8 protein-coding genes are annotated in these 14130 nt (G+C 65.8%); 6 read left to right on the top strand and 2 right to left on the bottom strand.

Annotated features, from left to right (window positions below):
* Nucleotides 1–106: 106 nt before the first annotated feature.
* Nucleotides 107–1303, bottom strand: a complete 1197-nt coding sequence (locus SFA35_RS12360; RefSeq protein ID WP_320578738.1) for a hypothetical protein — start codon at nucleotides 1301–1303, stop codon at nucleotides 107–109.
* A gap of 180 nt (nucleotides 1304–1483) precedes the next feature.
* Between SFA35_RS12360 and xerC the strand changes: the two genes are divergently transcribed.
* On the top strand, nucleotides 1484–2350 hold the full coding sequence (gene xerC, locus SFA35_RS12365; protein ID WP_320578990.1) for a tyrosine recombinase XerC: 867 nt from the start codon (nucleotides 1484–1486) through the stop codon (nucleotides 2348–2350).
* Nucleotides 2351–2444: 94 nt separating this feature from the next.
* On the opposite strand, the gene SFA35_RS12370 is transcribed toward xerC, so the two are convergent.
* Nucleotides 2445–5843, bottom strand: coding sequence for an EAL domain-containing protein (locus SFA35_RS12370; RefSeq protein ID WP_320578740.1), 3399 nt, complete (start codon nucleotides 5841–5843; stop codon nucleotides 2445–2447).
* Between the two features lie 247 nt (nucleotides 5844–6090).
* Here SFA35_RS12370 and SFA35_RS12375 point away from each other — a divergent pair, with 247 nt between their 5' ends.
* The 5 genes from SFA35_RS12375 to SFA35_RS12395 all read left to right on the top strand — a co-directional run bounded on the left by SFA35_RS12375 (nucleotide 6091) and on the right by SFA35_RS12395 (nucleotide 14104).
* Entirely contained in the window at nucleotides 6091–8952 is a 2862-nt protein-coding gene (locus tag SFA35_RS12375) for an EAL domain-containing protein (protein ID WP_320578742.1), read from the top strand.
* Between the two features lie 146 nt (nucleotides 8953–9098).
* Nucleotides 9099–10016 (top strand): 2-dehydropantoate 2-reductase, encoded by a 918-nt coding sequence (gene panE, locus SFA35_RS12380; protein ID WP_320578744.1) that lies wholly within the window; start codon nucleotides 9099–9101, stop codon nucleotides 10014–10016.
* 36 nt (nucleotides 10017–10052) lie between these two features.
* Complete coding sequence (locus tag SFA35_RS12385; RefSeq protein ID WP_320578745.1) at nucleotides 10053–11483, top strand: NAD-dependent succinate-semialdehyde dehydrogenase; 1431 nt, start codon at nucleotides 10053–10055, stop codon at nucleotides 11481–11483.
* A gap of 180 nt (nucleotides 11484–11663) precedes the next feature.
* Complete coding sequence (gene kdgD / locus SFA35_RS12390) at nucleotides 11664–12575, top strand: 5-dehydro-4-deoxyglucarate dehydratase (RefSeq protein WP_320578747.1); 912 nt, start codon at nucleotides 11664–11666, stop codon at nucleotides 12573–12575.
* A 173-nt stretch (nucleotides 12576–12748) separates the two neighbouring features.
* Nucleotides 12749–14104, top strand: coding sequence for an MFS transporter (locus SFA35_RS12395; RefSeq protein ID WP_320578749.1), 1356 nt, complete (start codon nucleotides 12749–12751; stop codon nucleotides 14102–14104).
* The last annotated feature ends 26 nt before the right edge of the window (nucleotides 14105–14130 follow it).

The raw sequence follows: 14130 nt of genomic DNA on the forward strand, positions 1-14130 counted from the left end.
CCGGCCTGGCGGCCTCTCGGGGCGTTGCCCCTCCCACGGGCGCCGATCCTGTGGGAGGGGTCGCAGACCCCGAGAGGCCGCCAGGCCGGCTTGACTTGGGGGCTCTTCAGCCTTGACGCATGAAAAAACCCGCCACAAAGCGCTTGAACGTCTCCAGGCTCTTGAAGTCGGCCAGGCGCTTGAAGGTCTCCGAGCTGGGCTCCGGGCCCTGTGGCGACTGGGTCAGGGATACCGACAGGATGCGGTCGCCGGTCGCGCTGAGCACCAGCTCGTCCATCACCGCCGCGCCGATCACCGGGCGGCGCATGGTGACCTTGACGCCTTTGCCGGCCATCCAGTCGATCAACCCGACCAGCATTTTCAGCGGCTCGCGCTCGTCGTCGCGAAACACTGGGAACAGCTGCGCCCGTGACAGCACCGGCAGCGTCGCCAGGTGGATCATCTCGTAGAACTGGCGGTGCGCCTGGGTGGTCGAGTACAACGCCAGCGCCAGCAACGGCCCGGGCGTGCGCGCGCCGCCCCACAGCGAATGATGACCCTGGAAGTCGAAGCCGGCGGGCTGAGGTTCGGTGATCACCTTGCGTGCGCGTACCTCGGTGACACAGTCGAGCAGCAGCCCATGGCGGCGCTGCTCGCCGAACGCCTCGGACCCTTGCAGGCGCGCCTTGAGCATCATCATGTGCTTGATGTCCAGGCGTGTCTGCAGGTAGTGGCTGGCCGGCACCCGGTCGATCAGTGGATAGCGCGCTGCGGCGTCGCGCAGCGCGGCGAACTGGGCGCTGAGGTCGCGCTTGCCGGCAGTGGCGTAGACGTTCAGCGCCGAGGCCTCGACCAGGGTCAGCAGCAGCGACAGCAGCCTATGCGGTTCGCGGCTTTGATCGGCGAGGGTGGAGGTTTCGCCAGTGCTCGCCACGCTGGCGGCGCTGAATTCGCCCAGCAGGCGCAAGGGACGATCCGGTGCCAGCCAGCTGGCAGGTGCTTCATGGGCCTGGGTGTGGCGTTCGCCCGGCTCGCGCAGGTCCTTGGTGAAGGGGCAGTCGGGGGCGTGGTCCGGCGTGCCGGGGTTGTTCTTGAGGAACAGGGTGCCGGTGTCGCTGTTGAGGGTCACGTTGAGCACCGGCCGGCGCTGTGGCTGGCAGTCGCAGGCCAGCCACTGGCCTTCACCGCGCAGCTTGAGCAGCCACTGGTTGGCTTGCAGCAGCCGCACGTTCTCCAGGCGGTTCTGGACGAAGCCTTCGAGCAGGGACTGTTCGGCGGGGGTCAGACTGCGCACGGGCGCGCCGGTCTTTTCGATGATGTGCATGGTGGTCAGCGTCCGAGCAGGGTTTTCAGGGTCAAGCCGGCTGGGCCCGTTCCCTCGTCTGCCGGGCAAGCGGGCCAAGCTCCGTGCAGCCTGCTAACATGCCCGGCCTTCAGTTGCGACACAAGGTCCCACGGTTTGCTCGACCCGCACAATCCCCTGCAGCAGTACCTCGCCCGGCTGATGCCGTCCAGTCAGTTGACCTTGCGCTATGTGCTGCAGGACGCCGCCGATCGCCTCGGCTTTGGCGACAGCGACATCAACGAGGTGCCCTGGCACCAGCTGCAGCCCGGGCATATCGGCAGCCTGGTGGCGGCGTTGCGGGAAGACGGCTATGCCCCCAACACCTCGTCGTTGTACGTCAATGCCTTGCGCGGGGTGATCAACGAGGCCTGGCGCCTGGGGCTGATCGAGCACGACCACCTGCTGCGCATGCGCTCGGTCAAACCCGCCGCAGGCACCCGGCTGGGTCAGGGGCGCAACCTGCGGCGCACGCTGATTCGCGAACTGATGGCGGTGTGCGACAGCGACCCGCGGCCCCAGGGCCGTCGCGACGCGGCGGTGATCGCGCTGCTGTATGGCTCGGGCATGCGCAAGTCCGAATCGGTCAACCTCGACCTTGCCCAGGTCGACTTTGCCGAGCGCAGCCTGCAAGTCACCGGCAAGGGCAACCGGCAGCTGCTCAAGTACGCCCCGGCGTGGGCCTTCGAACGCCTGGGTGCCTGGCTCAAGCTGCGCCGTTCGCTGCTGCCGGCCGGCGTCGGCGACGATCCTTTCCTGTTCAACCGCATCCGCCGCGGCAGCCATGTCACCCGCGAGCGCATCACCAAGCACGCGATCTACTACATCGCCCGCCAGCGCGGGGCCCAGGTCGGCGTGAAGATCATGCCCCACGACTTTCGTCGCTCGTTCATCACCCGGGTCATAGAGGAGCACGACCTGTCGATCGCCCAGAAGCTGGCGCACCACAGCAACATCCAGACCACCGCCAGCTACGATGTGCGCGACGACAACGAGCGGCGCCGGGCGGTCGACCGTTATGAGCTGTGAGTGGCGGCCGTGTTGTCGCAAAAAGCCCATTGACCTGTCTCGCCGAGCGTGACGATGAGGCCCCAAGCCTTGGGCTGACGCCAGGCACCGTCTTTCACACGCTGGCGGGCAGCCTCAGCACCGGGCGCGCCGTTAGCCAGGCTTCGAACTGCGCGGCCGGCATCGGCTTGCCGATCAGGTAGCCCTGGCCGGTGTCGCAGCCGGCCGCGCGGAGGAAGTCGTACTGCTCCTGCGTTTCGATGCCTTCTGCGGTGACGTGGAAGTTCAGCGCGCGGCCCAGGTCGATGATCGCCCGGGTGATGGCCACGTAGGTGCTGTCGCCCGGCAGGTCGCGGATGAACGCCCGGTCGATCTTCAAGTTGTCGATCGGCAGCATCTTGAGGTAGGCCAGCGACGAGTAGCCGGTGCCAAAGTCGTCCACTGCAGTGGTCACCCCCAGGTGTTGCAGGCGGGTCAGCACTTCGCTGGCCTGGTCCTGGCTCTCCATCAGCAGGCTCTCGGTCACTTCCACTTCCAGCGCGCAGGCTGGCAGGTCGTGGCGTTGCAAGGCCCGGCGCACGCTTTCGACGAAGTCGCTGCGATCAATCTGCGGCGCGGCGACGTTGATGGCGATGCGCCCGTCGAAAATGCCGCGGTCCAGCCAGCAGCGAAGTTGCGCGCAAGCCTGGTCGAGCACCCATTCGCCGATGGCGATGATCAGCCCGGTGCGTTCAGCCAGAGGGATGAAATCGGCGGGCATCACCATGCCATGCTGCGGGTCACGCCAGCGCAGCAGCGCCTCGGCGCCCTCGACGGCGCCGCTGGCCAGATCGAGCTTGGGCTGGTACCAGAGTTCGAACTCGCCGCACTGCAGGGCGCGGCGCAGTGCCGCTTCCATGGACACGCGCTGCTGGATGAACTCGGTCATCTGCCGCTGATAGAAGCGGAACCCGTTGCGGCCGGCTTCCTTGGCGCCGTACATGGCAGTATCGGCATGGCGCAACAGGACTTCAGGCGACGCGCCGTCGCTTGGGCAAATGGCTACGCCGATGCTCGCGGTCACCAGCGCGTGGGTGCCGTTGAGGTCGAACGGCCGCTGCAGCGTGTGCAGCAGGCCCTGGACCAGGCTGACGGCGTCTTGCGGGCTGTCCAGGTCGTTGAGAATGAAGGCGAACTCGTCGCCGCCCAGGCGCGCCACGGTGTCGCTGGCCGGCGTGGCCGCCAGAAAGCGCTGCGTGGCCTGTTGCAGCAGCAGGTCGCCCATGGGGTGGCCGAGGGTGTCGTTGACCATCTTGAAGCCGTCGACGTCGAGGATCAGCACCGCCATGCAGCTGTCGTTGCGCAGCGCCCGGGCAATGCTGTCGGCCAGCCGGCGCTGAAACTGCACACGGTTGGGCAGGCCGGTCACCGCATCGAAGTGGGCCAGGCGCTCGAGCTCGGCCTGGGCATGCTTGATGCTGCTGATGTCGGAGAACACCCCGACGTAGTTGACCCGTTCGCCACGCTCGCTGGTCACGGCGTTGATGGTCAACCACTGCGGGTACTCTTCGCCATCTCGGCGCCGGCTCCAGATCTCGCCGCGCCAGTGGCCCTGCGCGCGCAGGCTGTCGCGCATGCGCCGGTAGAAGTGCCGGTCATGGCGGCTCGAACGCAGCAGGCTGCGGCTGCCCAGCACCTCATCGGCGCTGAAGCCGGTGATGGTGGTGAACGCGCGGTTGACCCGCACGATCATGCCGTTGGCGTCGGTGATCATCACTGCATCACCGGTGTTGTCCATCACCAGGCCGGCCAGGCGCAGCTCTTCGGTGGTCTGGCGGATTTCGGTGATGTCGTTGGAAATGCCCAGCACGCCGAGCAGACGGCCGTCAGCGTCGCGCAGCGGGCACTTAGTGGTCAGGTAGGTGCGCAGGCCGCCGGGTTCATGGTGGGTGTCCTCGAAGCGCTGGGCAGTGCCGCTGACCAGCACTGCCTGGTCGTCGAGCTCCTGCAGGCGGGCGTCCTGGGTCTGCATGAAATGGCTGCGCCGATGGCCGACGATCAGCTCGCTGGGGTGGCGCACCGAGCGCTCGTAGAGGTGGTTGCACAGCAGCAGCCGCGCCTCGGTGTCGAACATGTAGATCAGCGACGGGGCGTTGTCGACGATGGCCTGGAGCAGGGCCTTGTGCTCGAGCAACTGCGCTTCGGCGTGCTTGCGCTCAGAGATGTCGCGGGCCACCGCGTAGGTGACGCAGGCGTTGCCCAGCAACATGGTGCACAGCGTGACTTCGGTGGGGAAACTGCTGCCATCGGCACGCTGGAACTGCCACTCGAAGCGTTGCACGCCCTGTTCGCCGGCCAGTGCCCGCATGCGGCTGGATTTGTCGGTGGAACGCTGGCCGTCCGGCTGCCAGATCGGCGACAGGTCGACCGCCGGCACCGCCTGGAACTGCGCCGCGTCGGTATAGCCGAAGGTGCGCGCGGCGGCGTCGTTGGCTTCGATGCATTGGCCGTGGTGATCGACGATCCACACGGCGTCGGGGGAGTGTTCGAACAGGTTGCGAAAGCGGTCTTCACTCTGCATCAGCGACATCTGGATGGCGCGGCGGTCGTCGACTTCCAGCTTCAATTCGCCGTTGCGCTTGTGAATCAGCCGGTAGCTGCGCGCCAGTTGTGCGGCGAACAGCGACAGCAGTGCCGTGGACACCAGGCACAGCAGGAACAACGGCGAGTCCAGCACGCTGAACCGACTCCAGCCGCCGCGCGGGCGGCCGACCAGCTGCCAGGTGCCGCCCGGCACGTCGATCTGCACCCGCGAGACTTCCTGGTCGAACAGGGCGCCATTGCCCCAGATGCGATCGCCATTGGCACCCTGGCCGTCGCGCCCACGCAGGGCCAGGTCGAGGTCGTCGACCGAGCCCAGGCCGGCGGCCCGCACGAAGTCATCGACGTCGGCCACCACCGAGACGCTGCCCCAGTAGCGCGGCCCGGCGGAACCGGCGACGAAGATCGGGCGACGGTAGACCAGGCCTTCGCCGCCCAGAATCAGCGGCACGGGGCCGGCCAGCACCGGCATGCCGAGCATCCGGGCGCGGCGCACCATGGGGTACAGCTCGGGGTAGTCGCGGATGTCCAGGCCAATGGCGCGCTCGCTGCCTTCGCGCGGATAGATATCGTGCACCACGTCGCCTTGTGCGGTCACGATGTTGCGCAGGTACGGCGAGGCGTTCAATACTTCCCGGGACATCGCCTGAAACAGCCCTGCACTGATTTCACCGTTCACCGTGAGCAGCTGCGCAATCCCTTCGATTTCGCTGAACGCCATGCGCACGCGGCTGCCAACCTCGGTGCGCAGGGCGCTCAGGCGCAGATCCACGCCGGCGCGCTGTTCGCGCTGGCGGGTCTGCACGTCCAGGCTGCCAACGCACCACGACAGCACACAGCCGATTACCAGGATGCCCAGCGGCAGCAGGTAATAGGCATAGGCACGACGCGTTTCGCGGGTTGCCGAGGCGAATGGGGTGGACAGGTTGGTCATCGATGCCTGTGAAGTCAGCCAGTGGAAATAGGGTTGCCTGGCTTATCTATCGGATCGGCTTGGCAAAAATTGAGCCGCATCGGGGAACAGCCGACGAGCAGTGCACCAAGGCGGTGCCTCTCGGGGCTTGATAATGTCATATTGCCACTATTTAACGCAGGCGGTGGCGGTCGATGGAATATGGCCATTTGCCTATTGCCAGTTCACACGAACATGCGCACAGTCTGCTTATGAGCACGGAGCACTTATGAGTTCACCGGTTACCCATCCATCTGGCCAGCCCATGACACCCCGCGAGCAGTCCGTGACCACCGCGTCGCTCGACGACCCGGGCACGCTGCTGGGCGTGGCCGGGCAGGGGGCCATGACGCGCTGGGTCGCCTACCGCGTGGGCGACCAGTGCCATCTGGTCGGGCAGGGCGACCCTCTGGCGCAGTGGCCGGCGAGCATCGCCCATGAGGCGTTCGAGGCGTTCTGCGTCACTCGCAACCTCTGCCGCTGGCCGACCGGGCGCGGCGAGAGCGTGCTCGGCTGGCTGCTGGCACCGCGCGAAGAGGCCGGCAACCCGGCCCTTGCCGACCTGGCCCGACGCCTGGGCCTGAAGGTGCAATCCGAAGCCCTGGCGCGCGCGCAGAACACCCAGCGGGTGCTGTACGAAATCACCTATCTGGCCAGCTCCACCTCCGATCGCGGCGCCTTCCTGGAGGGCGTGCACCGCCAACTGGCGAGCCTGATCGATGCGGAAAACTTCTACCTGGCGTTGTACGAGCCCCACAGCGGCAAGATCACCTACCCGTATTACGTCGACATCATCGATGTCGAGGCCATCGAACCCGAGGCCTACGAGTTCCTCAACCCCGATCACCTGTCGCTGACTGGCGTGGTGCTGACCAGCGGCCAGCCGCTGCTCACCGACGCCGCCGGCATCGAGGCGGCGCACGCTGAAGGGCGCTTTCATTGCGTCGGCCATCGCCCGGAGTTCTGGATGGGCGCGCCTCTGAAAAACGCTTCGGACGAAGTGTTTGGCATGCTCGCCATGCAGGTCTACGACGTGTCGCGGGTCTACAGCGCCGAAGACCGCGCCTTGTTCCTGGTGGTGGCGCGGCACGTGGCCATGGCCCTGGACCGTATCCTGCACCGCGCCGATCTCGAAGAAACCGTCTCGCGGCGCACCCAGGAGCTCTCCGAGCTCAACCACGCGCTGCGCCAGCAGGTGGCCGAGCGCGAGCGTGCCGAACACTTGCAGAGCGCGCTGTTCCAGATCGCCGAGCTGTCCAGCCAGCCCGGCGACATGGCCGAACTGTTCGAGAGCCTGCACGGCATCGTCGGCGACCTGCTGTCGGCGGAAAACTTCTACATCTCCCTGTTCGATCACAGCACTGGGCTGGTCACCTTCCCGTACTACGTGGACGAGAAAAAGGACGCCAACCCGCCGCCCCGTCGTGGCCGCCGCGGCCTCACCGAGTATGTGATCCGCCAGCGCCGGCCGTGCCTGGTCGACTACGACGACGCCACGCTGCTGACCGAGCGCGGCGAAATCGAGGTCAGCAACGATCCGATCCGCTCGCAGTCCTGGCTGGGCATTCCGCTGTTCGACGGCGACCTGGTGCGCGGCATCCTCGCCGTGCAGAGCTACACCCCGGCGATTCGCTACACCCAGCGCGACCAGGAGCTGCTGACCTTCGTTTCACGGCACATCGACACCGCCCTGTCGCGGCGCAGCGCCGCCGAAGCCATCCATGCCGCCAACCTCAAGCTCGAAGCGCGGGTGCAGAGCCGCACCCGCGAGCTGGACCACGCCAACGCCAAGCTGCAGCACGAGAACGCCCATGATGCCCTGACCGGGCTGCCCAACCGCACCCATCTGCTGCAACGCCTGGACGCCGCCTGGCAGGAGTTTCTCGACAGCGAGCGCCAGGTCACGGTGATGTTCCTCGACCTGGACCGGTTCAAGATGGTCAACGACAGCTTTGGCCACCACTACGGCGACCTGCTGTTGACCCAGGCCGCCGAGCGGCTGCGCGGCTGCCTGCGTGAGGGCGATCTGCTGGCGCGGCTGGGCGGCGACGAGTTCGCCGTACTGGCCCCCGAGGCCACCCTGGAGGGTGCCGTGGAGATCGCCGAGCGCATCCTGGTGGCCTTCGACCTGCCGTTCTTCATCGACGGGCACACAGTGTTCTCGTCCTGCAGCGTCGGCATCGTCAACGCCGACCGGCAGTTCCACAACGAGCCGGCCGATTTGCTGCGCGACGCCGACACCGCCATGTACCGGGTCAAGAACGGCGGGCGCGACAGTTATGCGGTGTTCAACCAGGAGCTGCGCCGCGAGGTGTCCGACCAGGTCGAGCGCGAGGGCGCGCTGCGCAACGCGCTCAAACGCGACGACGAGCTGCTGCCGTACTTCCAGCCGATCGTCGACGTCGACAGCGGCCGCCTGCTGGCGCTCGAGGCGCTGATCCGCTGGCGCCAGCCCGATGGCCGCATCACCCCGCCCGGGGATTTCCTGCCGGCCCTGGAAGGCCTGCGCCTGATCGGTCGACTGGACCTGTACATGCTCACCTGCGTCGCGCAGATCCTCGCCCAGCCGCAGCATGCGCATTGGCCACCGGTGCACATCAACTGCTCGAGCTACAGCATCACCCGGCCGGAATTCGCCGACGAGGTGCTGGCCTTGCTCGCCCGCCACGAATTGGCGCCGTCGCGCATCTGCCTGGAGCTCACCGAGGGCGCCCTGGTGGCCGAGCCGGACCTGGCCCGCAAGACCATGAAGCAGCTGGCCGACGCTGGCGTGTCGGTGGTGCTCGATGATTTCGGCGCCGGCTTCTCGTCGCTCAGCTACGTGCACCAGTACCATTTCAGCGGCTTGAAGATCGACAAATCCTTCATCCTCGAACTCACCAGCAGCTCGCGCAGCCGTGCCATCGTGCGCGCCATCGTGCGCATGGCCGAGTCGCTCGACCTGACGGTGGTGGCCGAAGGGGTCGAGGACGAGGCCACCCTGGCGCTGCTGCGCGAGATCGGCGCCGGCCAGGCCCAGGGCTATTACTTCGCCCGGCCGCTGTCGCAGGAGGATCTGGTAGCGCGGTTTCTGCCTGTGCAAACCCAATGACGGTTCAGAGCGTGATGTTGGAGGGCCTCAGCCCCCTGCACACAGACCGGCAAACCCGCCGCTCTATATGAGGCCCCACATCTAATCCTTGCCTGCGGGCAGCATCAGGCCTAAAGTTCTCGGACTCATATCCAAAGGCAAACTTTATGCGTGTGCTGATTGTCGGGGCCGGTGCGACCGGTGGCTTCTTCGGGGCGCGGCTGGCGCAGGCCGGGCGCGACGTAACCTTCTTGGTGCGGGCCGGCCGCGCCGCAGTACTGCGCCAGGAAGGCCTGCAGGTGCTCGGCCCCCACGGCGATTTCACGGTGACGCCCAAGCTGGTGACCGCCGCCGACCTGGACCGCCACTACGACCTGATCATCCTCACGGTCAAAGCCTACGCCCTTGATCAAGCCATGGCCGACATCGCGCCCGCCGTCGGCCCGCACAGCCTGATCCTGCCGGTGCTCAACGGCGTGCGCCACCTCGATGCACTGGCGACGCGTTTCGGCGCCCAGGCGGTGATCGGCGGCGTCTGCAAGATCATCGCCACCCTCGACGGGCAGGGTCGCATCGTCCAGGGCGCGAAAATCAACGAACTGTTCTACGGCGAGCTCGACGGCCAGCGCAGCGAACGCCTGGGCAAGGTGGACGAAACCCTGGCCAATGCCGGCTTCACCACGCGCTGGGCCGACGACATCCAACGCGACCTGTGGGACAAATGGATACTGCTGGCCTCCCTGGGCTGCATCAACAGCCTGATGCGCGCGACCATCGGCGAAGTGGCCAGCACCGAAGCGGGCCTGGCCTTCAGCAATGCTCTGATCGACGAGGTGGTCAGTGTCGCCGCCGCAGCTGGATATCCGCCCGGCGAGGAGTACCTGGCGCAGACTCGCCGCGCCCTGACCTTGAAAGACTCGGCGCAGACCTCATCTATGTACAGGGACCTGCAAGCCGGTCAGCCCATCGAGGCCGATCAGATCGTTGGCGACCTGCTGGTCCGTGCGCGCCAGGCGCACCTGCCGACGCCCTTGCTGGCGGCGGTCTACGCCCATCTTTCGGTGTATCAGCAGCGTCTGCGCTGAGCACCGCGTTCAATATTCTCGAGGGGAACCCGCACCATGTATCCCGACGTACAGCTCTACATCGATGGCCAATGGCGGCCAAGCCTCAGCGGCGCCAGTCTGGCCGTGCTTGACCCCGCCAGCGGCGACACCCTGGGCAGCGTCGCCCATGCCGGCATCGCCGACCTCGACCTGGCCCTCGCGGCCGCCGAGCGCGGCTTCCAGGTGTGGCGCAAGACCTCGGCCTTCGACCGCTACAAGTTGATGCGCAAGGCCGCGCAGATCGTGCGCGATCGCGTCGAAGTGATCGCCCGCATCATGACCCAGGAGCAGGGCAAGCCCCTGGCCGAATCCCGCGCCGAAACCCTGGCTGCCGCCGACATCATCGACTGGCTGGCCGAAGAAGGCCGCCGCAGCTACGGCCGGGTGGTGCCACCGCGCAGCGACGGCGTGGAGCAGAAGGTGATCATGGAGCCGGTCGGCCCGGTGGCCGCCTTCACCCCGTGGAACTTCCCGATCAACCAGGTGGTGCGCAAGCTGTCCTCGGCACTGGCTGCCGGCTGCTCGATCATCGTCAAGGCCCCGGAGGAGACCCCGGGTTCGCCGGCCGAGTTGATTCGTGCGTTCGCCGACGCCGGGGTGCCGGCCGGTGTCATCGGTTTGGTCTATGGCGTGCCGGCCGAAATCTCCAACTACCTGATCCCGCACCCGATCATTCGCAAGGTGACGTTCACCGGCTCCACACCGGTGGGCAAGCAGCTGGCCGCCCTTGCTGGCCAGCACATGAAGCGCGCCACCATGGAGCTGGGCGGGCATGCTCCGGCGCTGGTGTTCGCCGACGCCGACCTAGACAACGCCGCCAAGCTGCTGGCCGCGTCCAAGTTCCGCAACGCCGGGCAGGTGTGCGTCTCGCCCACTCGTTTTTTGGTGCAGCGCGAGGTGTTCGAGCCGTTTCTGGCCAAGTTCATCGAGCACGCCAAGGGCATCAAGGTCGGCAACGGCCTGGAGGAGGGCGTGACCATGGGCCCGCTGGCCATCGACCGCCGTGTGCCGGCAGTGGCCGCGCTGGTGGATGACGCGCGCGAGAAGGGCGCCACCGTGCACCTGGGCGGCAAGGCCATCGACGGCCCCGGCTATTTCTATGCGCCAACCGTCCTCAGCGGCCTGAACCAGGGCATGCGCATCATGAACGAGGAGCCCTTCGGCCCCGTGGCGCTGCTGATTCCATTCGACACCCTGGAAGAAGCACTGGCCGAGTCCAACCGCCTGCCGTTCGGCCTGGCGTCCTATGCCTTCACCACTTCGACCCGGACTGCCCAGGCCTTGAGCAGTGGCATCGAGGCGGGCATGGTCACCATCAACCACCTGGGCATCGGCTTGGCGGAGTTGCCGTTCGGCGGCATCAAGGATTCGGGCTATGGCTCGGAGGGTGGTACCGAGGCCATCGAAGCCTATCTGAATACCAAGCTGGTCACTCAGCTGGGTTGATGGATCTGTGGGGCCAGGCTTGCCCGGGAACAGGTGGACGCCGTTCCCGGGCAAGCCCGGTCCCACAGAAAATATTTAGCAGAGGGGGATAGTCATTCCTGTAGTTGTACGATAACGTAACACCCAGATTCGCAACAAAGCGATTCCATCCTCTTACCGTGCGTCCAGGGTGATCTAACAATGACTCCACAAGAACTCAAATCCATCGTCTCCGAAGGCCTGCTGTCTTTCCCGGTGACCGATTTCAACGCTCAAGGCGACTTCCATCAGGCTGGCTACATCAAGCGCCTGGAATGGCTCGCCCCGTACGGCGCCAGCGCGCTGTTCGCCGCCGGTGGCACCGGTGAGTTCTTTTCCCTGGCCGCCAGCGAATACTCGCAAGTCATCAAGACCGCCGTCGATACCTGCGCCAAGAGCGTGCCTATTCTCGCCGGTGTCGGTGGTGCCACCCGTCAGGCGATCGAATACGCTCAAGAGGCCGAGCGCCTGGGCGCCAAGGGTCTGCTGCTGCTGCCGCACTACCTGACCGAAGCCAGCCAGGACGGCGTTGCCGCCCACGTCGAAGCCGTGTGCAAATCGGTGAAGATCGGCGTGATCGTCTACAACCGCAACGTCTGCCGCCTGACCCCTGTGCTGCTGGAGCAACTGGCCGAGCGTTGCCCGAACCTGATCGGCTACAAGGATGGCCTGGGCGACATCGAACTGATGGTCTCGATCCGCCGCCGCCTGGGCGACCGCTTCAGCTACCTGGGTGGCCTGCCTACCGCCGAAGTCTTCGCGGCGGCCTACAAGGCCCTAGGCGTGCCGGTGTACAGCTCGGCGGTGTTCAACTTCATTCCGAAAACCGCGATGGACTTCTACCACGCGATTGCCAAGGACGACCACGCCACCGTGGGCCGCTTGATCGACGACTTCTTCCTGCCGTACCTGGACATCCGCAACCGCAAGCACGGTTACGCCGTGAGCATCGTCAAGGCAGGCGCCAAGATCGCCGGCTATGACGCAGGCCCCGTGCGTACCCCGCTGACCGACCTGACCGGCGAAGAGTATGAAATGCTCGCCGCGCTGATGGACAAGATGGGCCCGCAATAACCCGCTGGTTGCTTCACGCAGCACCCTGCACCGGTAAAGCCTGCTCGCGATTGCAGTCACTGGGGTCTTGATCGAACCTGTGGCTGTAGAGCGGGCAAGCCGCGTTCGTGCAGTGGGAAGGACACACAGAAGTATTCCCCGCAAAAAAAATAATGAGTGGGAGCACCACCTGCATGCTAGCCAACAAGAAAACGCATGTCCGTTATCTGATCCTGTTCATGCTGTTCATCGTGACAACGATCAACTACGCCGATCGCGCGACCATCTCCATTGCCGGCTCCAGCCTGCAAAAGGACCTGGGCATCGACGCCGTCACCCTCGGCTTCATCTTCTCGGCGTTCGGCTGGGCCTACGTCATCGGGCAGATCCCCGGCGGCTGGCTGCTCGACCGTTTCGGCTCGAAGAAAGTCTACTTCTACAGCATCTTCATCTGGTCGCTGTTCACCATTCTCCAGGGCTTCGTCGGCTACATGCCGGTGGCCAACGCCGTGGTCGCGCTGTTCATGCTGCGTTTCATGGTCGGTTTCGCCGAAGCCCCGGCCTTTCCAGGCAACGCGCGGATTGTTGCGGCCTGGTTCCCCACCGCTGAACGCGGCACCGCTTCGGCGATCTTCAACTCCGCGCAGTATTTCGCCACCGTGCTGTTCTCGCCGCTGATGGGCTGGATCGTCCACAGCTTCGGCTGGGAGCACGTGTTCATCGTCATGGGCTCGCTGGGCGTACTGTTCTCACTGGTGTGGCTCAAGTACATCCACAACCCCAGTGACCACCCGATGATGAGCCAGGCCGAACTGGACCTGATCCGCAACAACGGTGGCGTGGTGGACATGGACAAGGGCGCCAAGCAGGGCGGCGGTCCCAAGTGGGGCTATATTCGCCAGCTGCTGACCAGCCGCATGATGCTCGGCATCTACCTGGGCCAGTACTGCATCAACGGCATCACCTACTTTTTCCTCACCTGGTTCCCGGTGTATCTGGTGCAGGAACGCGGCATGACCATTCTCAAGGCCGGCTTCATCGCCTCCTTGCCGGCCATCTGCGGCTTCATCGGCGGCGTGCTCGGTGGGATCATCTCCGATGCCTTGCTGCGCCGTGGCCACTCGCTGACCTATGCGCGCAAACTGCCGATCGTCTGCGGCCTGCTGCTGTCCACCAGCATGATCATCTGCAACTACGTCGAACTGGACTGGGTGGTGGTGGCGTTCATGGCCCTGGCTTTCTTCGGCAAAGGCGTGGGTGCGCTGGGTTGGGCGGTGATGTCGGACACTTCGCCCAAGCAGATCGCCGGCATCAGTGGCGGCCTGTTCAACATGTTCGGCAACATCGCCTCGATCACCACGCCAATCGTCATCGGGTTCATCATCAATGCCACCCACTCGTTCAAGTGGGCGCTGGTGTATGTCGGCGCCAACGCGCTGGTCGCGGTGTTCAGCTATCTGGTGATCGTCGGCCCGATCAAGCGTGTAGAGTTGCGTGACGAGGACGGTCGCCTGGTCGAGGATGCCCCGGCGCCGCTGCCCGCTCGTTGAACCCTGCTGCAGCATCATGCAACACC

It is taken from the genome of Pseudomonas sp. HR96 (assembly GCF_034059295.1).
Classification (GTDB): domain Bacteria; phylum Pseudomonadota; class Gammaproteobacteria; order Pseudomonadales; family Pseudomonadaceae; genus Aquipseudomonas.